The organism is Paenibacillus sp. J31R30, from assembly GCF_059692115.1.
Map to the genome: position 1 here is coordinate 112066 of NZ_JCAUAV010000015.1, position 26280 is coordinate 138345.

The window sequence follows — 26280 nt, forward strand, 5'->3', positions numbered from 1 at the left end:
GCATGTAAGAGATTAGTTGGCTTCATTATATGCCTTATTGATGTAAGTTTCTATGAACTATAGTATGATGAGTGTAATATAGTATTGTAATGAGGTGGCGATGATCCCATGCAGCTAACAGGCTTCCACTATGATAAAAGCAGCACATGGAACGAGGAACAATCCAATAAGCGCCCTGATTGGACACTTATTTTCGTGATCTATGGCCGCTGTGTGTACTGGATCAACGAGAAAAAACAAATGCTTGAGAAGGGGCAATGGCTGCTCATTCCGAGAGCTATCCCCTATTATGGTCGAAGTGTGCCTACAAAAATTCATGAAAAATTTGTGCTCCATATAGATGCACAAGCAGCTGCTGACATTTTCCCGCTGTTCCAGCAATCGTCCCATACCTTTCGTCAGACAGGCAAATTTGACATTATCGCGGATAGGCTGCGACTGATCTATCGCGGATGGCAAGACAAACAGCCCTATTACATGGCGCTATGTGAAGCGCATCTGCAAGAGCTGTTTGTGTATCTCCAGCGAGAGTGGGATCAAGCTGCCACGACCTCGGCAACCGCACTTCTCGTAGAGCAAATGAAGGGGTATATCCAGAATCATTACCGCGAGCATGTAACCAAGGATGAGCTAGGCGCCTGCATCAGCCGATCTCCGAATTATGCGGCGTCTCTTTTTCGCCAGGTCACAGGTCAGACCATCAGTGATTTCGTGCACGTCACGAGGATCAAAACAGCCGTCTATATGCTGCGTCATTCCGCACTGACCGTAACCGAAATAGCCGAATTTATCGGCTATAACGACCCTTCTTATTTTTACCGTGTCTTCCGCCGAATTACGGGTTTAGTGCCTACCGAGCTAGTTTCAGATCGTGAAGCGATCCGCAAATAACTACATCGTTCCGCCGCCGAGTCGCACGTTAGCAGGGATTTGTTCAGGACCTTTGTTGATATAGTCGTAAATAAATGTACCCACGCTGGCTTCATCGTATTTAGCAAGCGCCATGGTTTTCGTCCAAGCGGTCACGACAACTTCTTGATCTGCAGGTACATCTGGGTTAGGTACAGCGAGAACGCCAGCACCAGCGGTCACGAAATGAGTCATATATTCGATTTGATCGAGCAGCTCTTTCGGTGCGTCGGGATGGTAATGGATGATGATATCGCCGTGCTCCAGATTGTGGACAAGCTTCTCATAACCCGGTCTCTCCTTATAGAAGCCAAACTTCAGATCGTGAGGGCTGTGTGTGCCTGAGGTAGGTATTTTCATCTCGTACATTAAAGTGCCATCCTTGTGATCCCGTCCAAAGTCCTTATCTGTTGTGACCTTAATAGGTGCGTGGAAATTAAGCTTGTCTAGACTATACTTACCGGCGGAGCTTTGAATGAGTGAAGTACCTACACTGCCAATAGCGATAATGAGTAGGGCGTGTGAAATAAGGAGCCAGGTTTTATGCTTCTTTTTCAGGGCTTGCTTTTCGGCTTTTTTCAACCGAGAGGTATTATCTTTGTTCATTCTTGCTGCCAGCACATAGCCAATAATCGCTGCAATCAGCATGGCTAGTCCGATATAAAGCAACATTGTCATCGTTTCAGTCCCTTCCTGTATGGTGGAATGATCCTTCCTAGATAAGCTTTCTTAATTGAGAAAATAATGAAGACACTACAAATTGTAGTTTTTATATAGGGTAGAAGTCAACTTCTATTATGAACCAGATTTCGGCAGCTCAAATAGAGGATTTTGGGACCTCTTTGTGGAATAGTGTTGGAAAATGTCTGAATTTGTAGAAAGCAATAGGAGGAGTAACGATGTCTGAGCAACTGCTCGAATTAAACAGAAGAAATGGCTTAATGGTTAAGCTTTTATGGGCGTGTCTTGCACTTGGGGTCGCGGCTGCGTATACATCTGTATCTATGATGATAACCCTTTCTTCGGTTGGCGTACCGATTGCCATTTTATGCACGATTTTAACGTGGAAGAAGATTGCGATTCCGTATACGAAGTATGTTATTGCGGTCGGGCTTAGCGCGATTTCCTATTTTTTCATGTCGAATAGTGCTTCGTTATTTGGTCTATTTATTCTGTACCTAAGTCTAGCCCTCATTTCTTTATATATGGATTATAAGCCGCTTGTGCTGAATGGTGTGCTGGGTCTTATCAATATGAATTTTTACATAACAACGCTAACTCCAGCGGTGGATCCGATCGGGGTGAATGCTTTTTATTTGCTCACGATCATGACACTCATCGGTCAAGGTCAAATCGGTACAAGAATGCTAACGAATGTTGCCAAAAGCGCAAAAGAATCCGAACTGTCTCGGTCGAAAACAGATGAAGTACTCTCAGGCGTGCGTACGACGACAGAAGTGCTTGGTACATCAAGTGGAAACTTGCAAGAGAATGCTGCTGTGACAGGTAGAATTACGGAGGAAGTGGTTGCTGCTTTTCAGGAAATTACAATCGGTATTGAGTCACAAGCGTCCAGCATTAACGATATTACATCAGCCATTCAGAATGTGAATGAGACGGTTGAACAGACCACTGCGGCATCGAATACGATGAGCAGCAGGTCGCGGGATACGGCGAGAATGACGAACGAGGGCAAGACTCAGATGGAAGATTTGTCGCTCAAAATCAATGATATAACCGTCATCGTCACTGAGACCTCCGACATTATGAATGAAGTGAATGAAGAGAGCGTGAAAATTGGGAACATTGTTTCCACCATTGCCGAGATCGCGAATCAGACGAATTTATTGTCGTTGAATGCTTCGATTGAGGCTGCTCGTGCAGGCGAGCACGGGAAGGGCTTCTCCGTTGTGGCGAATGAAATTCGGAAGCTGGCGCAAAATGCACACATCGCATCGACTGATATTTCGGAAATCCTCGGCTCGATTCAGGCGAAAGTCGTGACAGCTGTTGAGAAGGTTGCCGTTGGGATTACAGCCGTAGAATCAGGTAAGAAATCGACAGATAGCGTGAACCAATTGTTCGAGGTTATCAACACGAATACAGTGGAAGTCATGGCGCAAGCAGAGCATCTGCAACGCATGAATCAACAACTGCAAGTCTCCTCACAGCGTGTCGCAGAAGAGATGACGTCCGTTGCAGCGATCACAGAAGAGTCGGCAGCTTCCGTTCAGGAAGTATTGGCTAGCGCTGAAGTTCAGCAGCACCGCGTACAGGATATTGTGGACAGCATCCGTCAATTGAGCGGGTTAACGCAGGATCTGAAACATCTGATCGAGAAATAAGCGTTATGCTTTCAGTCTTTGGGAAAAAAAGGATTGCCAAAAAGCGGCTAATCCGCTACAGTTAAGCCAAATGAATAGCAACACGGGTGCTTGATGAAGTCAGGCTGAGATAGTGGCCCTATGCCACTGACCGTTAATCTGATCTGGATAATGCCAGCGTAGAGACCTTATGTGCTTTTTATGCACGAATGTTCAAGCCTGCCGTTAATCCGGCGGGCTTTTTTTGTCCCAAGGGGCGAAGAAGACCATGTATCCAAGGTTGGCGTGTTCGCCTATCTCATTGACAAATATGGATTTGGGAAAAGGAGTCGAGTAGAAGATGGCGCAAAAGGAAGCAAGAAAACAAGGGTTGAAGCTGACCGATATTTTGATCACGATTGTGATATCCGCGGTGTTCGGTGTGATTTATCGGGTATGGGGACCGTTGTACGATCTGATGAAGCCGCTAGGCTTGCATGTGGAGCAGTTAAGCTATGGGATGTGGTTCATGGCAGCTACCTTCGCGTTCCTCGTTATCCGAAAGCCAGGAGTTGCCCTATTAGCAGAACTGGCGGCAGCAACAATTGAGGCGTTGTATGGCGGGCATTGGGGAGTGGGGACGCTTGTATTTGGTTTACTTCAAGGGCTTGGTGCGGAGCTAGTGTTTGCGGCATTCCGCTATCGCCGTACGAATGTTGGGGTAACCATCCTCGCGGCTTTCGCTTCAGCGATCATGTCCATCTTCGTGGATACCTATTATGGCTATATTGAACAGCTCAGCTTCTGGAATTACGTATTGTTCATTAGCCTGCGATTACTGGGCAGCGCTTTGATCGCTGGCGTGTTCGCGTACTATTTAACGAGTGCATTGTCTCGCACAGGTGTACTGAATCTGATTCGTCCGGTGTCCAAAAAAGATTACGACGTACTGGGGTAACAAGATGAGTGAGGGAATGAGCGTTACGAATCTGAGGTTAAAATATCCTGGCGATGACGCCCCCCTGATCTTTCAGGGGGTTTCCTTTTCCACCAGGCCAGGCGAGAAAGTACTGCTTCTGGGGCCAAGCGGCTGCGGCAAATCGACCCTGCTTCAGGTACTAAGCGGGATCGTGCCTGACATGATCGAGCTGCCGCTGAAAGCGGATGAGATTCACAGACCTAGCCGGTGGGGGTATGTGTTTCAAGATCCGGATACACAGTTCTGTATGCCTTATATTGACGAAGAGATCGCGTTCGTGCTGGAAAATCAGGAAGTGCCAAGGGAAGAGATGCCTGCGCGTATTCGGCATTATTTGGACTTGGTTGGGCTGCAGATGAGTGATGCGCACACGCTGATAAGTACGCTGTCTCAAGGGATGAAGCAGCGGCTAGCGATTGCTAGTGTGCTGGCGCTAGAGCCAGAGGTGCTCTTTCTCGACGAGCCCACGGCGCTGCTAGATGATGAGGGCACGAAACAAGTATGGGACACGATCAGGAAGATAAGCGGGGACAAAACCCTTCTCATCGTAGAGCATAAAATTAGCGGCATGTTGGATTTACTCGATCGATTGATCATCCTGACACCCGAGGGTAGGGTGCTAGCAGATGGACCGCCGCAAGCCATGTTCGAGATGTACAAAGATCAAATGAGGGAATATGGCATTTGGTATCCCGCGGTGTGGGAGGATTATGCCAAGGAGCAAGGAAATAGGGCTGTTGCGGGAGTGCTGGAACAGGGGATCAGTCAAGAGCTAGCGGGAGTGAGAAGAGACGACCCGAGGAGAGCACCAGAAGGCGCAAAGTCCCTTGAGCCCGTTATGGTTTTTCAGGATTTCGCAGGGCTTCGCGGCGGGCAGATCAGGACCTCTGTGGATAACTTTAGCGTCTATCCAGGTGACTGGATCACCGTTATCGGTGCCAACGGTGCTGGCAAAAGCTCGCTCCTCCTCGCGATCATGCGGCTCATCCCGACCCGCGGAAGCTGTGTGATCGCGGGTGTGAAGGGCAACAAAGTCGAGCAGCTTGCGGAGCAAGTCGGCTTCGTGTTTCAGAACCCAGAGTTCCAGTTCGTCACGAACTCCGTGGAGGAAGAGCTGAGCTATGGCTTGCCAAAGGGTCAGCAGAGGGGCCAGTGGGCAGCGGCTGAGCAGCTACTCCAAGAGTACGACCTGCTCGCGCTGCGCGAGCGGCACCCGTTCCAGCTCTCGATGGGCCAGAAGCGCAGGCTCAGTGTGGCGTCCGCGATGGTTCGCGGGCCGCGGATCCTGCTGCTGGATGAGCCCACCTTCGGGCTCGATGCGCGCGGCACGCTGCGCATGCTCGAGCAGCTGGAGCGGCTGCGCGCCAGCGGAACCGTGATCGTGATGGTGACCCACGATCACGAGATCGTCCAGCGCTGGGCCACGCGCGTCTGGCAGGTCGAAGCTGGGCGCGTGACGGAAGGCGCGCCCGCGCCAGCTCGATTAGCCACGGGAGGTGAGCCGCAGCTATGCAAATAACGTTCAGCTTTCGCGAAACGTGGCTGCACCGGGTGAACCCGGGGGTGAAGCTCGTCTTGTCGATTCTGCTATTCATCGTGGTCGTCTTCACCCATAATATCAACATGATGCTGTTCCTGACGATCGGCGCATTGCTCCCGCTAGCCTTGTTGTCGGGTCATCCAGCCAAAAGATTGCTGCTGTATACTTCGCCATTTCTGCTGCTTTTTGTGTCATCCTCAGCTGGGATGATGATGTTCGGAAACGGAGAGACCCTATGGTTTCACTTGGGGATTATTCGCATCACCGAGGAAAGCTTCTACCGCGGCATCCATCTTGGTTTGCGCGGTATGCAGGTGGCCGCCGTAGGCCTGCTGTTCAGTTTGACCACGCGGCCTGTCGCGTTGTTCTACGCGATGATGCAGCAGTGGAAGGTCGCGCCGAAGTATGCGTACAGCTTCCTGGCGGCCTTGCGCATGCTGCCAGTCATCCTTGAAGAGCTGCAGACGCTTCGCTATGCGCTCAAGGTCAGGGGCAAGCGCAAGCAGCGGAATCCGCTGACGTCGTGGTACACCACGATGCGGATGATCGCCATTCCGCTGCTGGCTCAAAGCATTCGCCGTGCCCACAGGACGGCGGTGGCGATGGAAGCGAAGCGTTTTTCGATGAGTCGTAAACGCACGTACTATTATGTATCCTCCTACTCCAAGTTGGATGTGTATTACAGCCTCTACTGGGTCATGCTCATTGCAGCAGCTCATTGGCTAGCGGTAACGTGGCCGCTTCTGAGCAGTGTGGATATCCGTTGATTGTGTAGGAGAAGTAAATCAAAAAGAGCAATCTAACCCCTTATGAGGATTGGATTGCTCTTTTTCATTATTCGCCCCATTTGAGCATTAGGGTGACTCGGCAGCATGGATTTCCGGTGATGCGTGGACCAACCACGAACTGTACAGCACTGGGAGAGTAGCTAGTTTCGATATTCGAGTCACTACCGAAGGTATTAACGATACGATCTACTTCTTTTTTGTTGCCGCTTTGAGCATTCGTCATTAATTGCTGTGCGATTGAGGGGTCTGTGAGCTTTTTGACGACCATGGAGGCATCCTTTAGCAAGTGCTCAGAGATCACGACTGAATTAGAAAGCATTTTGGTATCCACTGGCGGAAAGTCGCGGTCCCACGCCCAGTATGGTGCATAGTGATAGGGATGAACTGGATACAGATGATACTGAACTGGGGGATAAGGATACAAGGTTGGGTCGTTGTACATCGAGACCGACCCCTTTCTGTAAAATGATGGGCACTAGCAATATATGTATGATGTAGGCGAGTGTGCATCCTCGTACAAAAAAAGCTCCCCAGGTGGGGAGCTGCATTCCTTCGTTCAACTTCACTTTATTTCGTTAGTGTAACGTAACTAGTAACTTTTACACCCGTTGCTGAAACAGCTGTAAGTTCAAAATATGTCACATTTCCCGTTACATGCACGATGCCATCGGAATCAACGGATACCGAGCCAACAGTGGAACCTGCTTCGCCTCGCACATCATTCGTGATAAATAAAGTGCCTAGAGCAAAGTTGTAATTAGGAATGTCGAGGCCCTTGTAAATGTTTCCATAGCTATCTGTAGCCGTAAGATCCATGGCTGTGTAAGCGTTGAAATTAGCTTTGTACACATTGTCAGCTACATCTATTGCCATGAGTTCAGTAATGGAAGTTTCCCCTGCAGTCAAAGTCTTCACAGTAACAGGATCACTCTGGACAGTTACGCTGACATGCAGTTGTTTGGCTTCCCCTGTACCAATTTGCACAATAACACTTACGTCAGTAGTTCCTGGTTTGATCCCCAGCACGTAGGCATGATGGTCGGAAGTAAGGCCTACTTTGGCAATGCTAGGATCTAAAGAGACAACAGACTGTACAATTCCCGGAATGGCAACATCTTCACCAGCAGGTGATGTGAATTTTACTTTGATCTCTTTTGCAAATTTACTTTGAGTAGGATCTTCAGCTATCGTTTTTGTGATGATACCTGTAGCCGAGTTAGTTAAACCACTATCGATGACACTAGCTAAATGGTAATCACCTACAATGGATACATTGCTTGGGGTAGATGGTGATACGACCGGCGGCTTCTGAGCGTTAAATGCATCTTGAGCCCCATATGAGCTAAGAACGAGGTCCTCACGAGTCGCGGCTTGGTCCCCACCTTTGCTAGTTGGATGAATACCTAGTGCAGTGGCCTGCTTAACCGCATCAGTGTACCAAGGCGAACTGGCCATAGAAACTGTTTTTCCTAATCCTTTAAGAAGCACGGTATCCAACTGGGCCGCGGTAACGGATTCGCCAGGGTGGAAGGTTGTATCTGTAACGCCGTCGATGAGACCGGCTTTTTTGGCCGCTTCAATATAAGGGATCGCCCAACCGTTAGCCGTGTCATTCGCATGAACATCCGTGAAGCTGGACACGTTAATAGTAAGATCAACCGGGACATTGTAGATTTTCGTAGCCACTTTAGCGAATTGAGCACGAGTCATATTTTGCGCAATTCCGAAAGTTGTATCCGAGACGCCTTCGAAAATACCATCAGCGATCATACGATCGATTTTGGTCTTCAAAGCTGCGTTGCTTCCAGCTAAATCTGTAAAATCAGCGCTTGTTTTAACGGCAGCGGAGGCAGGTTGAACGAGTGCCAGAGAAGTGAATAAGGATAAAGCCATGGCAGCCGTCGAGATCAGTGTAAGTTTTTTATTAGATTTCATATAGGAAGGCCTCCTTGGCATGTTACTAGATTTGTGTTTCTAGCAGATCAGGACATCTAGTATTTCACGTGCTTGTCTTGTTGCTACAACTATAGCTTGCCTGAGCATCCACGTCACTGTCAAATTTCTGGCAGTCGAACCAAGAGAGTGCTAAATTCATGTGAAGTTATCTTTCCTTCCGACGGATAGAACACTGAATAGGACGTCTGACTTGCGTGAAATTGGTCCACTGAGAATGATAATTATCCTCATTTGCTAACTTTTAATTAACTACTTTACAAATGTAAGTGAGTTGAGGTAGACTGAACTCAACAAGATAACATTTGGAGGAGGTAGAGATCATGGGTAAATGTGCATGCGGAAACACGCAAAATGTTGAGGGGAACTGCGACGGTTCACACGCGAAAAAAGATAAATAAGGTATGATACATAGACGATTTGAAAAAGGATCCCGCGAGGTTAGGCTCGTAGGGATCCTTTTTTTGCGCGTAAGTGGTCAAAGATGCTACAAGGCACTTATTTTGGGAGAAAACGGCGAAACGGTGGGAAATAAGTGCGTAAGTGCAACCTTTTAGACCGAAAAGGTGCTCAGAAGTGGCGTGGTGGCGGAAATAGTTGCCTATTTGCATGTATGTTAGATCGGGCGGTCCAGCCGCTGGAAAGGTTGCCTTTTTGCACTGTTGCAGCCTTCACAAAAGAGAGGCCCCCGCCATATTCATGGCTTGGAGGGTCCCTTGCTTAGATTGTTGGCTGTATGAGCACTGCGCCATCGTGTCCGATGAAGACGGAAATTGAAAATGCGTGTGGGAACATGTACAGTTAAGTTATGATATTAGCTGAAAGTGGGAGTGGGAAGCATGGAAGTGAAAGAAGCGATTCGCCAGCGGCGCAGTATTGGGAAACTCAAGCAGGATCCCGTCGAGCACGCGCTGATTGAAGAGATATTGGAAGCGGCTGTCTGGGCACCGAATCACGCGAATACGGAACCTTGGCGGTTCTGGGTGATGTCGGGCGAAGGCAGAAAACTATTAGGGCGCGGATACGCCGAGGTCGCCATTGCGGAAGCGAAGTCAGGTGCAGATGCGGCACTGACGGAGGAAGAAGAAGAGCAGCTTCGCAACAGCACTGAGAAGAAAGCGTTTCGAGCTCCGCTCGTGATCGCTGTAGCTGTGTCTCCGTCCGAGAAGCCGGTCGTACCCGTGATTGAGGAGTATGCGGCTGTGCACTGCGCTGTACAGAATATGATGCTAGCCGCGCATGCGCTGGGCTTGGGCACGATCTGGCGTACAGGTGATCCCACGTATCATCCGAAAATGCAAGAGAACTTCGGTCTCTCAGGCAAAGAAGAGATGGTCGGCTTCATCTACGTTGGTTATCCGGAAGTCATTCCAACGAAGGCGGCGCGTGTTCCTTTTGCCTTGAAAACGCAATGGGTAACGGAGTAATCACCCCGTCACCAAATTAGATATAGCACGCGTGTTGAAGGGGAGCGTGACCGTAAACACGGAGCCTTCCCCCAATCGACTGCTCACTTCGATGGTCCCTTCATGGGCCACAATCAATTGCTTGGCGATGGCGAGACCAAGCCCCATACCGCCGCTATTACGGGCACGAGCTTCGTCCATTCGGTAGAAACGCTCGAACAGGAACGGCAGATGCGCGGCATCGATGCCCATGCCAGTATCGCGAACGGAGAGACGAAGGTGACGATCACCCAACCTCTCTATACATACTTTGACCTCACCACCCTCGGGCGTATACCGGATGGCATTGGTCAACAAGTTATAGAACACTTGCGTCATCCGATGAGCGTCGACCCAGAGAACGGTATTCTCCACAGCGCCATGAAGTGAGAGCTTCACAGCCTTACTCTGTGCATCTGGCGCAAGATGTTCCACAATGCGTTCTAGAAGACTATGCATATCAACAGGCTTCCGTTCTAGCGGAAGCTTTTTGGCTTCTGCCAGCGATAGCTGATGGAGGTCATCAACAAGCCGCGTTAAGCGAATGAGCTCATCCTGCAGCGGCAGCAGCACTTCCGGCAGAATGGGATGCGCCTCCTGCTGGAGCAGTTCAAGCTTACCGCTGATGATAGTCAGCGGTGTCCTCAGCTCATGCGCCACGTCAGCGGCCATGTTCCGGCGCAGCATCTCTGCTTGCCCGAGCTGCGCAGACATCACATTAAAGGCTTCAGCTACCTTGCCATACTCATCTCGGCTGGTCACAGGCGCTTGAATGCCGTATTCGCCTTTGCCTAATCGATCGAGCACAGGAATGAGCGAACGAAGAGGAGCGGTTAGTCGTCTAGCGAGCCAATAGATTAGGAAGAAGGAAAACACCACGAAGACGAAAGTCCCTGCGATGAGCAGGAAACGGGTCGAGCTGAGAACGCCAATGCGCAGCTGGGACATCACTTCCGCACCTGCATCATGGTAGATCAATGTGCCAATCCGTTCGTCACCCAACATGAGGTTGCTGCGAATGCCGAAGGTTCGGACTCTTTTAACCGGAGTATCCCCGCTCGTCAACACGACATGGGAATCCGGAGCCATCAGGATCACACTTGCCCCTTTTTCCCTAAATGTCTTAGGAAGGTGAGCTGCCCAATAAGATTCAATCCCCGTCCATGTCTCTCCAGTCGTTTGATAGTATTGCAGGAGAGACTGTGAAACTTCGCCGATTTCATCCTGCCGCGAGGCTTCGACCATCACCTGCAGCACATCCTTCGTCAAGAACTGTGTGACCACTGCAAAGATGATGCCCATTCCCACAATGAAGGAAATCATCGTAATAAACAGCTTGCGCCTTACACTCATAGCTGATCACCGAACCGATAGCCGAATCCATATACCGTCTGCACGAAAAGGGGAGATGAAGGATTGTCCTCAATTTTCTTTCTCAGGTGACTAATGTGCGCATCTACGGTACGTTCGTCGTTCAGAAAGTCATCCTCCAACGCGCTTTGCAGCAATTGTAGTCGGCTGTACACAATCCCTGGTCTCGCTGCCAATGTGATTAACAGCTTAAACTCCGTTGGCGTGAGCGAGATCTCTTGGCCCCGTTTACGGACCAGACATTTCGCCTCATGAATCGTCAAATCGCCGCGTTGTAGTTCCTCCGCTTCGCCCTTTTCATGGAAAGCGAGCCTTCTCAGGACCGAACGAATTCGGGCTGCCAGCTCCCGCAGGGAAAATGGCTTCGTCAAATAATCATCGGCGCCGACCTCAAGACCCACAATTTTATCCGTCTCATCCGTTCTCGCCGTAACCATAATGATCCCGACGTGGCTGGACCCGCTGCGCAAACGCCGACAAACCTCGATTCCGCTCATTTCTGGCAGCATCCAGTCTAGGACAACGAGTGCAGGTTTATGTTCGTGGGCGAGCGCCAAAGCTTGCGTTCCCGTTGTAGCTGTTACAATATGAAAGCCTTCCTGCCGCAGATAGGGCTCCATGAATTCAAGCACCTGTCGCTCATCATCGACGAGTAAAAGCGTATGTGTCATGCCCATAATCCTCATTTCCATAACGAATTAAACTTAGTATACCTTTACTCTACCAGCTTGTGGGGACATTCATCCAAATCGCAACGCATCTTCACAAGTTCACAACATTGTGAAGGTATAATGCTCCTTAGTTAACGCATGGGGAGGATTATCAATGAAAAAATTAAGTCCAGTCGGCATGAAATGGTTGAAAATTGTGCATATCTCGCTTGTTTCGCTATTTTTTGGCGGCATCATGAGTTCATTAGCCTTAAATATGGGCATTAGCCTTGCCACCTATGATGACACACTTGCAACATATAAAAGGATTGTGGTCATCAGTGACAGCATTATTCGAACGGGGGCGGTGGGCACATTGCTTGTAGGCTTTTTGTATGGCCTGCTGACAAGCTGGGGGTTTTTCAAGCATCGGTGGGTCACCGTGAAATGGATTCTTTTTGTCGGACAGACCATCATGGGCATATTCGTTGTGGATAAGTTAATGCTGGCCAATATGACGCTTTTAGAAACGGAAAAAGCACTGGCATTAACGAATCCAGAGTTTCTGCACAATCAGACGATGCGTCAATATGCGATCTACGTGCAAGTCGCTGTTACGGTGTTTATCCTTTGTATTTCGGTGTTTCGGCCGTGGAAAAAGAAAAAGCAGGCTGTTGCAAGTTAGCGAGTAGAATAGAAGATGAAAGAGTCCATAACTCGAAATGGGAAGAAGAACTAGTGGCGGAGTAAAAGCCATGGGTTCTTCTTTTTTTTGTTTAACGTAATAAAGGAAATCGTCGAACCGGTTTCATGATTTATTTCATTTTTTATGCTGAAAAACCTAGAAAACCCTTGAAATTAGTGGAAACTCCCTATTTACAAAGCTTGTTTTATTTACAATTCATTTAACCAGCCATGAAACTGCCTTGATAAAACCGGTTTACTATTAAAGAGAAGTGAGGCGAGCCCATATGGCAAACATAGATGATGTTGCGAAAGTAGCTAGGGTGTCCAAAAGCACCGTTTCAAACGTGTTTAGTAAGAAGAGACCCATTAGCAAGGAGGTGTCACAGCGCGTTCTGGATGCTGCTCTGGATCTGAACTACAGACCGAATTATTGGGCTCGAAGTCTAGCGAACAAACGTACGAATATTATTGGACTTAATATGCCGGGTGAACAGGTGAAATTTAGTCAGTTTCATCTTGGCCTTTTTAATGGTGTGTTAAAAGAGTGCTATAGCCAGGGTTATCGTTTGCTTGTAAACACACTGTCGACCCAATTCTCCAAGCAAGTTGAGTATGTAGCGACAGACCCTGTTGATGGCGACATTCTTCTCGATCCCGTTGAAAATGATGAACGAATCTCAGAACGAATCATGCGAAATCTACCGCTCGTAGTCATTGGAAGACCGCATCGAGAGTTCGAATCCCGTGTGTCATATGTCGATAACGACAACATTGGTATGGGACAACTTGTTACGGAACATCTGCTGCAGTTAGGCCATACGCACATCGCATTTCTGAACACACAGAAGGAACGAACAGTATCGCAAGATCGCGAAATGGGTTTCATTAGAGCCTTCCAAAAGGCAGGTGTGTCTTTTGAACCTAAGCTCATCGTCTATAAGGATGGGAAAATAACATCGACGGTTTATGGCTATCAGATGACCAAGCGACTACTGGTTTCTTACCCGCAGATTACGGCCATTATTACCGATTCAGATAAAGTTGCATTAGGCGTTTACCAAGCTGCCGATGAACTTAAGCTGCGAATACCAGAAGACTTATCTGTGTTCGCTTTTAGCGACGATTCGATTTATGCTCCTGAATTTAAACCGCCGCTGACGGGTGTTAGGCTGAATGGAGAAGTGTTAGGGAGTGAAGCAGCCAAGCTGCTGATTGAACAGCTGCGTGAACCGAACCCCATTGTCAAACGCATCTTAATTCCAGCAAGCCTCGTTTTTAGAGATTCATGTGCCAAAGTGAGAACAGATACTAACAAATAGAGAAGAACCAAATAGGAGGCCATACCCATGTTGAATAAAAAAGCAGGAATGATCGCAGCTGTTGCCCTATCTACAAGTTTACTTGTGACCGCATGCAGCACGAAAACAGGAACAGAATCACAGGCAAGCTCACCTAGTGAGACATCCAAGCCAGCCAAGCAAGAAACGCTGCGCATTCTCAGTGGTGTTGTCGGAGGGAAAACGCCAGAAGAGAATGCGTTATTTGAGAAGGAAGTTGAACGCTTGACAGGGATTAAGGTGACGATTGAGAAACCAGCAGCAGATTACGATAAGAAGCTTTATGCAGCAATAGCAGCTGGCGAGAAGTATGACCTCGTCTATATGGGGAAAGGCAATATGGACGTTCTAGTTGATCAAGGAGCTCTGCTTCCGTTAAACGATAAAATTAAAGCTTCTAAAGTATTATCGGATCCGAAAGTCATTCCTACCAAAGAATGGGACATGATTACTTACAATGGCGGGAAGATCTACAGTGTATTTAATAAATCAGAAGGCGGCACACTGCCGACTGTTCGTCAAGACTGGATGGACAAGCTGAAGCTGCAGCAGCCGAAGACACTGGATGATTTCTATCAAACCTTGAAGGCGTTCAAAGAGAAGGATCCAGACGGCAACGGCAAGGACGATACGTACGGATTGTCTACGGCAGGCTTATATGATATTCAGGGCTTTATGAGCGCAGCAGGTGTGAAATATAAATATGTGGTTGATGCGGCTGGTAAGCGTACGATTCCTTACGCGACAGATGCAGCGGTTCCTATCTACGAATGGTTTGCAAAGCTGTATAAGGAAGGCATTTTAGATCCCAACTTTGCGACCAATGATTCTGGCAAAATGAGAGAGCTTTTTCTAACGAACCGTGTAGGTATGGTTACGTACTGGGATGCATGGGTAGGTCTCTTTAACAATATGAAGAAAACGGATGACCCTAACTTTAAAGCGAAAGCAATTCCAGGTGCTGTTGGCCCTGATGGCAAAGTGATGCTTCGTCGTGGAGATCCAAGTGTTTGGGGAATTCCAGTGAATGCCGAGCATGTGGATACCGCTGTGAAGTTCCTGGAGTTTTGGCAGTCGGACAAAGGTAATATCCTGAGCACACTAGGGATTGAAGGGACAGATTACACAGTGAAAGACGGGAAATACACGTTAACTCCTGATGGTCTTAGCCATGGGATGGATCATGGAGCACCATTCCCGAACAACACTAACTTTAAGAATCCGATTGGCACATTGCCGGGTGCACTCGAAGGGCGCCAAATCATTTTTGATAACAACGCAACGATTGAGAACTCCACGAAAGATTGGCCTAATGCTGAGAAAATCGTGACGAACTATGCGTTCCAAGCGATGATGGGCAAAATGCCAGCGGCAGATGCTGTGAAGAAGATGCATGATGAGCTGAAAGCTGTGAACTTAATTGACTAAATGAGCAGAAGCGGGGGCGGGGGCTACTCCCCAGCCGCCGCTTTACTTTTCACAGACAAGGGGGAATAACAAGTGACGGCATGGGCTCGCTATCGTGTGTTGTATGTCATGATGCTACCAATTGTGATCTATTTTGCGATTTTCTCTTATTTCCCGTTGTTTAAGGGACTACAAATATCGATGCAAAAATTCCGTATGATCGGGGATCGTCCTTTCGTTGGACTACAGAATTACCAAGCGGTTTGGCATGATCCGATTTTCTGGCGCGTATTGGAAAACACTGTAGTGATTGGAGCGGGTATGCTCGTATTAGGCTTCTTTGCCCCAATTATTGTGGCTTTATCCTTGAATGAAGTACTAAAGACGTGGTTCAAAAAGCTGACACAAATGATCATATACTTACCGCATTTATTCTCTTGGGTTGTTGTAGGCGGGATTTGGATCATGATGTTGTCGCCAGACGGCGGATTTGTCAATGAGCTGTTGAAGCTGCTAGGAGCAGCGAAGCCGATTCATTTTTTTGCAGAGGTTGATTATGCGCGATATTTAATGATACTGACGAATACGTGGAAAGAAATGGGCTTTACCTGCATTCTCTACTTAGCTGCAATAGTCTCGATCTCCCCTTCCCTATATGAAGCTGCTCGGATGGATGGTGCGGGACGCTGGCAGCAAATTCGTTATGTGACCTTACCACAGCTTATTCCGACCATGAAGGTCGTTACACTTCTGAATATGATTGGTATGCTTCGTATGTTTGATCAAATGATGATTCTGAGTAATCCTGTTATTGCTCGGAAGGTTGATGTCTTGATGACATACACGTACCAAAAAGGGATCCTTGAGTTTAACATGGGCGTCGCTTCAGCAGCAGGCTTTCTGGTTGTGCTGGCAACGTTAATCCTGGTGTTTATGACTAGGAAATTAATCCGTTATGACGAGGAGTGAATTCGTATGAGGAATAAATCGTTAAATAGACAAGATTTCCCCTTTCAATTAGCCAACGGTCTATTCTTGCTGCTGCTCGTGGCTACCATGATTTTGCCGATTTGGAATACCTTTATGATTTCGATTTCCTCTAATATCTCGTCTATGCATGCAGGACTTCGGTTGTGGCCATCGGAGCTAAGTATGGAAGGATACCGGACGGTGTGGCAGCGCATCGAGCTGTGGAGACCATTCGGCATGAATGTACTCGTCACGGTACTCGGCTCATTCGCGCATGTGCTGCTCTGCGCGATGGCGGGCTATGTGCTGCTGCATAAGGGCCTGCCTGGACGGAAGCTGCTGACAAGCTTTATTCTTCTCACGATGATGGTGCCGAATGAAGCGGTTATGATCCCGCTCTACGTAGTAAATAAAGAGCTTGGTCTATTAAATACAGTATCCGCATTAGTTCTGTATGGTTTAATCTCTGGCTTCAGTATTTTATTAATGCGGAATTTCTTTGGCGCCGTATCCTATGAAATGGCAGAATCGGCCAAGATCGATGGTGCAGGAGAGTTTCGAATTTTCTCCACCATGTATGTGCCGCTAGCTAAACCAGGTCTGGCGACGATTACTTTGTTTGAATTCGTGTCCCGATGGAATCAGCTTACGCCGGGGCTATTGTATATTACTAATCAAAAGCTATATACGCTGCAAGTAGCGCTGCGCGCATTGGTTATTCAATCTGATTCCACAAGCAGTAATTTATTCATGACACCGAATGTACGAATGGCTGGGGTTATGTTGGCATTGATACCGTTAGTTGTTATCTATCCGTTTGTCCAAAAATATTTCGTTACCGGCCTGATGGTAGGAGCTACGAAGGAATAGGGAGTGAAGCGCAATGATCATAACTCGTCTGATTACAAATGAGGAAATGGATCGTTATTTGGAGGTGCCCTTTCAGGTTACTAGCAATATGGAACGCATTCACGTTCGTATCGAAGTGGAAGCGAATGGACCAGGGGATTGTGTCATTGATTTAGGTGTTAAGGATTCCGAGCGTGTACGAGGTTGGAGCGGGGGCGCGCGCTCTGAATTTTTCATAGAAGTAGAACAAGCGACCCCTGGTTATATCCCCGGCGAATTAGTGGCGGGCGAGTGGTCTGTATTACTAGGGACGTACCGGATTCCGCCTGCGGGTTGTACGGCGCGAGTAGAGGTGACATGCACAACGATGCAAGGCCGTTGGCTTAAGGGCGATCTCCACATGCACACGGTTCATAGTGATGGGGCGCTGACCGTGGCTGAGAATGCCAAGATAATGGCGGAGCTAGGTTGTGATTTTCTAGCGATGACCGATCATAACACGTACAGTCAGAACCTTGCATATCCGAGGGAGACGGGTATCGTTCTGATCCCTGGTATGGAGCTAACCACGAATCATGGACATGCCAACTTTCTGGGAGCGGTTCGCCCTGTCGAAGATTTCCGCGCGGTAAGCTCGGAGCAGGTACAGGAACGTATGCAAGAAGCAAGAAATAACGGCGCGCGCATTGTACTCAATCATCCCCATTGTCCTAATTGTAATTGGGAATGGGCTTGGACAGTTGATTACGATTGGGTAGAAATTTGGAATGGTCCTTGGCGGGAAGCGAATCAACGAACGTTAACTTGGTGGCATGAGCAGCTGTGCAGCGGCAAACGCTTGATTGCTGTAGGCGGCAGTGATTTCCATAGTCAAGGAGGCTACATCTGGCACAGCATGCCGACAACCTGGGTGTATGCAGCTAGTCGGACAGCCCAAGGGGTACTGGAGGGGATCGACACTGGTAGAGTGTTTCTAAGCTTCTCGCCAGAAGGACCTACGCTGGAGCTTAACGCAGGGCCATATCACATGGGCGACGTTGTGCCTGCACAGGCACCAGAGCGTCAGGGGAAGGTTAAGCTTGTTGTCAATGAGCTGCAGGTAGGCGATAACGTGAAACTGATCTCAGACCGAGGCGTAGAGGTCTCGTGTGTAGCGTACCATGAGCAATCGCTGGAGCTGTTGGGTGAAATGGAAGGAAGAACCTTTTACCGGGCAGAGGTATGGCGCTATTTCACCGAGGTTCAAGAGACACTTCTCGCGGCTGTAAGTAATCCGCTGTATATGGATTGATAGTTGTGGCAAACTATCCTTTGTTGTGAATTTAATGAGGGAGGTGTCAGTAATGCCCCAATCCAATAATCAGGCAAGCAAAGCAGCAGTTCAATCCACGGAATTAAATAAATTGCCTGTCCCTGGTCAAGATGATACAGAGTTTTCTGCTGAGGAAGCTGCTGAGGTATTTCAAGCAAATTCATCCTCTAATGCGAGTTCTTCCGAAAATGAATAATCGCAGGGAAAAAGAATGAGCCCATATTGAAATGGAGAAGGAGCTAAGCGTGTTTTGCGCTTAGCTCCTTTGTTCTTGCAAATACCCTCGGATTAATTTGTCTCAAGACACGAATAAGGTTATTTGGAGGAATGTCTTCCTCCAAGTAAAAAGGTGTCCCCGCCACATACATGGTATGTGTGGGACACCTCAGTCTATTAGTTCTTCAACGCTACCGCAATCCTTGCGGCGGTCTGCGCGTTGTGGTAAACGAGCGCGATGTTCGTCTCCAGGCTGCGCCCCTCAGTCAGCTGCTTAATCCGCGCTAGTAAGAACGGCGTGACCTTCTTACCGGTCACGTTCTGCTCTTTGGCCTCATTCAGCGCTTGCTGGATGACGGCTTCGATCTCGACATGGTCCATAGCGGATTCCGCTGGGACCGGGTTGGCGATGACGGCGCCGCCGCTGAGGCCTAGCTCCCACTTCGTGCGGAGCATAGCAGCTACATCGGCCGCCTCATCGAGGCGGAAGTCTACGCCGTAGCCGCTCTCGCGGGCGTAGAAGGACGGGAACTCGCTCGTTTGATAACCAACCACGGGCACACCGTGGGTTTCCAAATACTCGAGCGTTCGTCCAATGTCGAGGATCGACTTCACGCCGGCGCAGACGACGGCGACGTTGGTCGCCGCAAGCTCCGTCAAGTCAGCGGAGACGTCCATCGAGGATTCTCCCTCGCGGTGGACACCGCCAATACCGCCAGTAGCGAAAACTTCGATGCCCGCTAAGGCAGCACCGATCATTGTCGCGGATACTGTGGTCGCTCCGATTTTACCAGAGGAGAGGATGTACGCGAAGTCGCGGCGGCTCACTTTTTCGACATGACCATTCGTGGCGAAGGCTTCGAGCTCCTGCTCGTTTAAGCCGATCTTGATTTTGCCATCCATGATGCCGATTGTTGCCGGAACAGCGCCATTATCGCGGATAATTTGCTCTACCTTTTTCGCCATTTCGATATTCTGCGGGTACGGCATGCCATGAGAAATAATCGTTGTTTCCAACGCTACGATCGGTTTATTGTTCGCGAGTGCTTCTTTCACTTCGTCAGTAAAAGTTAAGTATGAGTTAGGTATCATGGGTTTAATCTCCTTTGGTCATCGTGTTTATCGTAAGTTGCAAGCGTTCCTCGTTCAGCTCGTTGGACGTGGATTGACTGGTCTGCAGGGTAATGTGAGCGGCAGCAAGGCCGTATTCACAGGATTTCAGAAACGATTCTTGACGGGTAACGCCATAGACAATACCAGCTAAGAAAGCATCGCCTGCACCTGTAACTTCCACCACTTTGGTCGGAATCGGAGGGAAGAATTGTTCACCTTCTTCACCTACATAGAGAACCCCCTGGCTGCCGAGCGTAATGAACACATGCTTCACGCCTCGATCTCGAATGACACCAGCGACTTTCGTATGGTCAGGTTCTAAATAGAACATATCAATTACATCTTGGTCCATGGTAAGGGGCGTATGGGCGAGTTGTACGGCTTCTTCTAAGTTTGGAAAAATAGCTGTTACACCAGAAAGATCGGTCGGCAGCTTCTTAGCCTTCTCTGAGGAAACAGGATCGATGAAGAGCGGGATATCCTCCTCCTGACAGCGACGGATCAGTTCCTCCAAGGTGTCACTTGGCAGATTCGTATCCGCGATCACGAGCTTGGCGGATGCAAGATGAGGCCATTTGTCCCTGAGCAAGTCAGGTGTGAATGTATCATAAATGTCCATATTGGCAAAAGCGAGAAACATCTCGCCTGAAGTGTCTAGGAGGGCGGTGTATGACCCCGTGTTCTCGCCTTTTAGCACGATTGCACGGCTGACGTCGACGCCTCGACGCTTGGTTTCGGCCAGTACCCACTGGCCTGCTTTATCGTCACCAACCACCGTTAAGAGGGCTGTTGGACAAGCTAGTCCAGCTAAAGCCTCAGCGATGTTGCGAGCAACGCCGCCACAGGACTCAGTTACCGTTACCGGATTGGAGGAAGCTAATCGGATAGCTTGCTTGCTAACGGCTTTGCTGTCGAGATTTGCTCCCCCGATGCAGAAAACCATTTGATCATCCGAGGTGACATACGCTCTGCCGCGAATCGTTCCCTTCTTGGTCAGCGAAGCAATATAACCGGCCACAGCGGATCGGGAGATACCGATGATGCCGGCCATTTCATGCTGAGAAATGAATGGGTTTTGACGGATAAGCGCTAGAATTTGCTGTTCACGATCCAAGCTAAGCTCCCCCTCCTTCGTCGTTCTCTCCTTATTTTATCGCAACGCAAAACAAAAGTCTATCAAATAAACATTTGTCTATTACTGCATGCGAAAAAAGCCCATTCCTCCTCAATCAGGAACTAGGCTCCTTAAGTTGTGAATAACACATTCGTGAAAGACGACAGACGGAAACTCTTGTATCCAAGGCCTAGGAAGCATGCTCTGGCTTTATTCCTAGTAAGAGGAATTGGAGCGGGAGCCTAGTCCAAGCAAACCGAGTAAGCCCAATAAACCGAGGTAAGCGTACCAAGGCTTGGATTTATTTTTTGGTGTAGCGGCGACGGACTGAGCTTGCAGCGTCGATACGTTCAAGGCTGTTGGCGGCGTAATCCCATAAGCAGCAGCATAGCCGTTCAGGTTGTTCGCAGGGAGTAAACGTGCGTCTGCCCCTGGCATGCCGAAGGGATTGGTCTGATACATCGTGGCAGAGCCTGTCTTCAAGTTATGCAGATTATCCGTCTGTGTAACGTGCTGGTCGTGACCATGTGCATGCAGCCGATATTGATGTGCGCCGAGTAGAAGAGAAAAAGTAAGGAAAGAAATAGAAGCTAATTTGAAAGATCGGGTAACCATTATCCATACCTCCAGGTATTTAGTAGATAGGGGTCATTCGTGTAGGTAAGCATATATTCCCCCGTGTACGAGAAGTTATGCATGGAGATATGGAGAGGTGCGGAGGTTGGCGTAGTGGCAAAGTAAAAAGAACCGTCGCCCCCTAGATAACTAGGATGGCAACGGTTCTGGAGTAGCTTTACTTCGTGATGGTTACTTGAACCGTTGTTTTCATGTTGGCATAAGTAACGGTAATACGAGCGGTCCCTTTGCCAGTTGCTTTGATAATGCCGTCTTTGACGTCTGCATTCATGATGTTCGACGTTGTCCATAGTGCCGGCTTAGTCACATCTTCTTCCGAGCCATCGGTATACGTAGCCAATGCTTCCACTTTCGCTGTTTCGCCTTCTTTCAGCGTAAGTTTAACGACACTGGTCTTCAAGTATTTCAAAGAATCAATTTCGACAGGAATCGATACGGTTTTGCCACCATAGAAACCTGTAATATTGGTTTTTCCTGAAGCTGTTGCGGTGAAAAGTCCTTTGTCGATCGTACCGAGTTTGTAGGAGCTAACTTTCCAAATCGCGATATCAGTGACATCCTTCGTTGTACCATCGGACAATGTAGCGGTTAATTTCACTTGTGTTTGAACGCCGCTTTTGGTTACAAAGAATGTTTTATCAGCCGTTAGTCCATCAATCACGCCGATTTCTACTGGAATGGTAATACTTTTACCGCCATAGGTCGCTGTGATGGTTGCTTTCCCGCGGGCAACTGGCTTAACGAGACCTTTGGATACCGTAACAATGCTGCTGTTGCTTGATTTCCACTCGGCCTCGTTCGTTACTGTACGTGATGCTTCGTTCTCATCTGTTGCTGTAAGCGCGATGATTCGTGTTTCGTTCAGATCAAAAATGAGGCTAGACACATTCGCTGTCAGTTCACTTGCCATATCCACTTGGACAGGGATGGTGACCGTTGTATCATCCAGTTGAGCGGTCAGCGTAGACACGCCGGATGCAATGGCCTTCACGACACCTTTATCCACAGTGACTGCTTTAATATTACTGCTACTCCAAATCACATCATCGGTAACAACTTTCTCTGTGTCATCGGTATACAAAGCTTTGGCTATTAGCGTAACGGATGCGTCCTTCTTCATGATGAGCTTTTCTTCGCTAATCGTCAGACTCTTCAATTCGCCTACCGAAACTTGAATAACGGCTTTCCGTGTCCCGTATTCAGTTGTTACTGTAGCAGCGCCTGTAGCAATTCCTGTAACGGCTCCGCCGCGTACCTCTGCAATATCTTTCGAGCTAGTCTTCCAAGTGGCTTTGTCCGTCACATCGACTTCGCGGCCGTCTTTAAAATAAGCGGTTAACTCAACGTTAGCGGAATCACCGATCTGCATGTTGACGATTTTTTGTGAGGTTTTAATCATTGTAGGCACATCAACTTCCACTTGTGTGGTTGTTGTTTTGCCGCCATAGGTTGCGGTTACTTTCGCAATACCAGCTTTATACGTTGTGATTTTACCATTGACGACAATGGCGATAGTCTCATCGTCGACACTCCAAGTTGCGTTATCCGTAACGGTAGCCGTAGTGCCATCGGCATAGGTTGCGCGTAAAACAAGCTGTTGTGTGTCGCCTGTTTTCAATGTAGCAAGATCGGTGTCCACGACAAGACGACGAGGAACTTCAACGTCTACTTTAGCCGTAACGACTTTCTCGCCATACTTGGCAGATACGGTTGCTTCACCGATCGCACTGCCAAGGAGTTGGCCTTTCGTGACGCTCACGATATCTGCGTTGCTGGAGGTCCATTCCGCACGATCCGTAATATCCGTCGTGGTCCCATTGGCGTAGGTGGCTGTTAGCTTTAAGGAGCCTGTCCCATTTTTCTTAAGCAAAATACTTTGTTTATCTAGTTCAAGCTTCACTGTGCTATCAACATCAACGGTGATGGTTGTAGATTTCGTACCATAAGTAGCCGTCAAAGTCGCTTTACCAACACTATAGCCTGTAATCGTCCCTTTGAGGGCATCGGCTACAGTTGATTTATCTGTTGTCCATACCGCTTTACTCGATACGTCATCAACAGAGCCATCAGGGTAGGTCGCCATCAATTTAATTTTCGATGTACCATTTAGAAGTAAGGAAACATTCGCTTTCTCCGCATCTAGACGACGCACAACCTCGACATCCACGTTCAGAACGAGGGTCTGGTTCATATAGGTAACCGTAATGGTGCCACTGCCAGGGTTTTGTCCTTTGACTAAACCATTCGTCACCGTTGCGATTGAGCTCGCATTCACGGTGTAATCAGCCTTGCTTGTCACATTCTCCGAGGTGCCGTCATCATAGTAAGCCGTAATTGTCACTTGCTCTGTCGCATTGAGACGAAGATCAAGAGCTTGCTTATCCGTAGTTAATGATTTCACTTTCTTGGTGACTGTCACGGTAACAACTTCCGTTTTGCCCAAGTACGTAGCCGTAATGACGGCTTTTCCTTCTTTTTTGGCAGTGACGACACCTGCGTACACGGATGCCACATCTGCTGATCCAGAATTCCAGTCTGTTTTGACAGTTGCATTTTCTGTTGAACCGCTGACAAATATAGCTGTAGCCGATAAGTTGGCTGTAGTGCCGACTTGTAAGCTGAGTTCATTTTTGTTCAAAACCAGCTTCGAAATTTCATCTGCTGCCAAAGCACTTCCTGTGAAAATGGCCTGACTTGCTAGTAGTACAAAAATAATAACCAGAGACAACCACTTACTGCGACTAAACTTCATGCTTCATTTCCCTCCATTTAAAGCTGTTGCTAGAATCTGCTTGGTGAAAATAGATATCTATTTTCATCGGCATTTCATGAAGGAAAATGAAGGGAAAGGGGGATTTAATTTGTAAAGATTTTGTTGATTATGTCGAAAAAAAGAAATCCCCCTCTGCATGCAGTTACAGGAAGGGGGTTCTATGCGTTATCCGCGTTTTACGATTTTGAAATTTTCCTCAAGCAGCAACCAGTTTTGCGGGAACCTGAGTCCCAGTTTCCAATAACTAATACCGCGGAGACCGAGCTCTTGAATCAAACGGAATTTGGCTTGAATAGAGCGTGCATCTTCAAACCAGACCGTGTGCTCCTTGCCAGCATCATCCCAATAGTTAAAATGCGGAGCCTGCGCGGTGTAATCGTACAGAATTTGCGCGTTATATTTACGGGCCAAATCGATAGCAGCCTGCGGTGAAACCGCTTTGGCATAGGCGCCTCCTTGGACAAAGGGCAACGTCCAGTCGTAGCCGTATAAATTTTGACCCATCATGATTTTGGATGAGGGCATTTCACTGCGTGCATATTCAAGCACCTTACGAACAGGGCCAATCGGGGAAACGGCCATAGGTGGTCCGCCGCTATAACCCCATTCATAGGTCATAATGATGACAAAATCAACTATTTGGCCATGCGCTTTATAATCATGGGCTTCGTACCAGGCACCGGCTTGAGTAGCACTTGTTTTCGGCGCGAGTGCCGTGGAGATCAGGTACCCTTTGCGATGAAAGCGATCCGCTGCTTTGCGCAGGAACCTGTTATAGGCTTCACGATCCGCAGGTAACAGATGTTCAATATCAAAATGAATATCTTTAAATCCGAGCTTCTCGGCGGTTGTTTCGATATTTTGGAGCAGGCGATTCTGAACAGCCTCGTCATTTAGGATCACGTGCCCAAGCTCTGCGCTGAATTGATCATTCTCCAGGTTGGTAAGCACCATCATCAGGGTGACGCCATGCTGCTGCGCGATTTCTCGCATATTGTTAAGCGGCGGGTTGACCAACGTGCCGTCTCGATTAATACGGAAGCTGAAGGGAGCTAAGTAAGTCAAATGAGGGGCTGCTTCGCGAGCAGCTTGCACGAGAACGGGCGACACATCCGCGCCTCTAGGCTCAATATAAGCATTCACCTCAGCTTGTTTGCGCGGGGTTGGGGGGATATACAAACGAAAGCCGCTAGGAATGGGTTGATATAAGGTAAGTCCATTAACGGAAGCGAGTGTGTCTAGATCTATGCCAAGCTTTTGTGCGATTCGGTACAGGCCCTCGCCAGGCTGCACCCAGTAGTAAGAGCCGACAATCGGAATCACTAATGCCTGTCCGATGACTAACGATTGACTGGGAGTCAACTCATTCGCCGCTGCCACCTCTTCGACCGACACGCCATAGGTTTGCGAAATGCGATACAGCGTTTGCCCCTTTTGGACAACGTGAATTTGCATAGGGTTTTCCTCCTTGAAAAAGATAGCCGAGCCTCCGTTAGGGCAGTCTCAGCTTGTGAAACTTGTTAAAGCGCATCTGAGACGCCCAAAGTGGGAGGCTCAGGAGATGGGGAGTCGGAAATGACTGTATCCGAGCCTACTTTTCTATATCCTATTCGGCAAGTAGGCGATAGGTGAATGTCTTGGCAGAAAAAGATGGGGAGGGGCTGTCTCGAAAGGAGCAGTTAAAGTGCTTGCGAAGACTAGTCGATCATCGGAGTTGATTTAGGTGGAAAAACCTTGGAAATACTGATTAACTCGCCTGCAGAGGAGGTCCAGAGGCATTAGCATGCTGGCGCACAAAACTTGTGCGCAAGAGCGTTATGCCGTGCATCGGCAGCATGCTAGCGCACAAAACTTGTGCGCAAGAGCGACATGCCGTGCATCGGCAGCATGCTAGCGCACAAAACTTGTGCGCAAGAGCGTTATGCCGTG

The 26280-nt window shown here is 48.4% G+C and carries 23 protein-coding genes and 1 riboswitch; of the genes, 13 read left to right on the forward strand and 10 right to left on the reverse strand.

Annotation, left to right across the window (positions count from 1 at the left end):
- Positions 1-108 precede the first annotated feature (108 nt).
- Positions 109-891 (forward strand): helix-turn-helix transcriptional regulator, encoded by a 783-nt coding sequence (locus AC58QO_RS29760; protein ID WP_497271986.1) that lies wholly within the window; start codon positions 109-111, stop codon positions 889-891.
- On the opposite strand, the gene AC58QO_RS29765 is transcribed toward AC58QO_RS29760, so the two are convergent.
- The gene (locus AC58QO_RS29765; protein WP_497271988.1) at positions 892-1587 is read right to left on the reverse strand and encodes a DUF3105 domain-containing protein; all 696 of its coding nucleotides are present in this window, start codon (positions 1585-1587) and stop codon (positions 892-894) included.
- Between the two features lie 221 nt (positions 1588-1808).
- Between AC58QO_RS29765 and AC58QO_RS29770 the strand changes: the two genes are divergently transcribed.
- From AC58QO_RS29770 to AC58QO_RS29785, 4 genes are all read left to right on the forward strand, one after another.
- Positions 1809-3254 carry a methyl-accepting chemotaxis protein gene (locus tag AC58QO_RS29770; RefSeq protein WP_497271990.1) on the forward strand — a complete coding sequence of 482 codons (1446 nt, stop codon included), beginning with the start codon at positions 1809-1811 and terminating at the stop codon, positions 3252-3254.
- A 72-nt stretch (positions 3255-3326) separates the two neighbouring features.
- A riboswitch (TPP riboswitch) is annotated at positions 3327-3437 on the forward strand.
- 136 nt (positions 3438-3573) lie between these two features.
- Entirely contained in the window at positions 3574-4170 is a 597-nt protein-coding gene (locus tag AC58QO_RS29775) for an ECF transporter S component (protein WP_497271992.1), read from the forward strand.
- A 16-nt stretch (positions 4171-4186) separates the two neighbouring features.
- On the forward strand, positions 4187-5710 hold the full coding sequence (locus AC58QO_RS29780; protein ID WP_497271994.1) for an ABC transporter ATP-binding protein: 1524 nt from the start codon (positions 4187-4189) through the stop codon (positions 5708-5710).
- On the forward strand, positions 5701-6498 hold the full coding sequence (locus tag AC58QO_RS29785) for an energy-coupling factor transporter transmembrane component T family protein (RefSeq protein ID WP_497271996.1): 798 nt from the start codon (positions 5701-5703) through the stop codon (positions 6496-6498). The genes AC58QO_RS29780 and AC58QO_RS29785 overlap by 10 nt, the downstream gene beginning before the upstream one ends.
- Before the next feature lie 67 nt (positions 6499-6565).
- Here the strand turns inward: AC58QO_RS29785 and AC58QO_RS29790 are convergent, their stop codons facing one another.
- Positions 6566-6961, reverse strand: coding sequence for a YuzC family spore coat inner layer protein (locus AC58QO_RS29790; RefSeq protein ID WP_497271998.1), 396 nt, complete (start codon positions 6959-6961; stop codon positions 6566-6568).
- A 125-nt stretch (positions 6962-7086) separates the two neighbouring features.
- Positions 7087-8454, reverse strand: coding sequence for an S-layer homology domain-containing protein (locus AC58QO_RS29795; RefSeq protein WP_497272000.1), 1368 nt, complete (start codon positions 8452-8454; stop codon positions 7087-7089).
- Between the two features lie 857 nt (positions 8455-9311).
- On the opposite strand from AC58QO_RS29795, the gene AC58QO_RS29800 reads away from it, so the two are divergent.
- Entirely contained in the window at positions 9312-9899 is a 588-nt protein-coding gene (locus tag AC58QO_RS29800) for a nitroreductase family protein (RefSeq protein WP_497272002.1), read from the forward strand.
- Here the strand turns inward: AC58QO_RS29800 and AC58QO_RS29805 are convergent, their stop codons facing one another.
- Positions 9900-11270: a sensor histidine kinase gene (locus tag AC58QO_RS29805; RefSeq protein WP_497272004.1), complete on the reverse strand. Its 1371-nt coding sequence runs from the start codon at positions 11268-11270 to the stop codon at positions 9900-9902.
- Positions 11267-11959 carry a response regulator transcription factor gene (locus AC58QO_RS29810; RefSeq protein WP_497272006.1) on the reverse strand — a complete coding sequence of 231 codons (693 nt, stop codon included), beginning with the start codon at positions 11957-11959 and terminating at the stop codon, positions 11267-11269. Before AC58QO_RS29810 ends, AC58QO_RS29805 begins: the two co-directional genes overlap by 4 nt.
- Positions 11960-12113: 154 nt before the next feature.
- Here AC58QO_RS29810 and AC58QO_RS29815 point away from each other — a divergent pair, with 154 nt between their 5' ends.
- The 7 genes from AC58QO_RS29815 to AC58QO_RS29845 all read left to right on the forward strand — a co-directional run bounded on the left by AC58QO_RS29815 (position 12114) and on the right by AC58QO_RS29845 (position 18695).
- Positions 12114-12623: a DUF2269 family protein gene (locus tag AC58QO_RS29815; protein ID WP_497272008.1), complete on the forward strand. Its 510-nt coding sequence runs from the start codon at positions 12114-12116 to the stop codon at positions 12621-12623.
- A gap of 286 nt (positions 12624-12909) precedes the next feature.
- The gene (locus AC58QO_RS29820; RefSeq protein ID WP_497272010.1) at positions 12910-13944 is read left to right on the forward strand and encodes a LacI family DNA-binding transcriptional regulator; all 1035 of its coding nucleotides are present in this window, start codon (positions 12910-12912) and stop codon (positions 13942-13944) included.
- A gap of 27 nt (positions 13945-13971) precedes the next feature.
- The gene (locus AC58QO_RS29825) at positions 13972-15390 is read left to right on the forward strand and encodes an extracellular solute-binding protein (RefSeq protein WP_497272012.1); all 1419 of its coding nucleotides are present in this window, start codon (positions 13972-13974) and stop codon (positions 15388-15390) included.
- Positions 15391-15462: 72 nt separating this feature from the next.
- Positions 15463-16338 (forward strand): ABC transporter permease subunit, encoded by an 876-nt coding sequence (locus tag AC58QO_RS29830; protein ID WP_497272014.1) that lies wholly within the window; start codon positions 15463-15465, stop codon positions 16336-16338.
- A gap of 6 nt (positions 16339-16344) precedes the next feature.
- Positions 16345-17208, forward strand: a complete 864-nt coding sequence (locus tag AC58QO_RS29835; protein ID WP_497272016.1) for a carbohydrate ABC transporter permease — start codon at positions 16345-16347, stop codon at positions 17206-17208.
- Between the two features lie 13 nt (positions 17209-17221).
- On the forward strand, positions 17222-18478 hold the full coding sequence (locus tag AC58QO_RS29840) for a CehA/McbA family metallohydrolase (protein WP_497272018.1): 1257 nt from the start codon (positions 17222-17224) through the stop codon (positions 18476-18478).
- A 52-nt stretch (positions 18479-18530) separates the two neighbouring features.
- Positions 18531-18695, forward strand: a complete 165-nt coding sequence (locus tag AC58QO_RS29845) for a hypothetical protein (RefSeq protein WP_497272020.1) — start codon at positions 18531-18533, stop codon at positions 18693-18695.
- Positions 18696-18892: 197 nt separating this feature from the next.
- On the opposite strand, the gene AC58QO_RS29850 is transcribed toward AC58QO_RS29845, so the two are convergent.
- The 5 genes from AC58QO_RS29850 to AC58QO_RS29870 all read right to left on the reverse strand — a co-directional run bounded on the left by AC58QO_RS29850 (position 18893) and on the right by AC58QO_RS29870 (position 25806).
- Positions 18893-19807, reverse strand: a complete 915-nt coding sequence (locus AC58QO_RS29850; RefSeq protein ID WP_497272022.1) for a pseudouridine-5'-phosphate glycosidase — start codon at positions 19805-19807, stop codon at positions 18893-18895.
- A 4-nt stretch (positions 19808-19811) separates the two neighbouring features.
- A complete protein-coding gene (locus tag AC58QO_RS29855) occupies positions 19812-20942 on the reverse strand; it encodes a carbohydrate kinase (protein ID WP_497272024.1) in 1131 nt (376 codons plus the stop codon).
- Between the two features lie 216 nt (positions 20943-21158).
- Positions 21159-21557: a hypothetical protein gene (locus AC58QO_RS29860; RefSeq protein WP_497272026.1), complete on the reverse strand. Its 399-nt coding sequence runs from the start codon at positions 21555-21557 to the stop codon at positions 21159-21161.
- A 178-nt stretch (positions 21558-21735) separates the two neighbouring features.
- Positions 21736-24330, reverse strand: a complete 2595-nt coding sequence (locus AC58QO_RS29865) for an Ig-like domain-containing protein (protein WP_497272028.1) — start codon at positions 24328-24330, stop codon at positions 21736-21738.
- A gap of 186 nt (positions 24331-24516) precedes the next feature.
- The gene (locus AC58QO_RS29870) at positions 24517-25806 is read right to left on the reverse strand and encodes a glycosyl hydrolase family 18 protein (protein ID WP_497272030.1); all 1290 of its coding nucleotides are present in this window, start codon (positions 25804-25806) and stop codon (positions 24517-24519) included.
- Between the last annotated feature and the right edge of the window lie 474 nt (positions 25807-26280).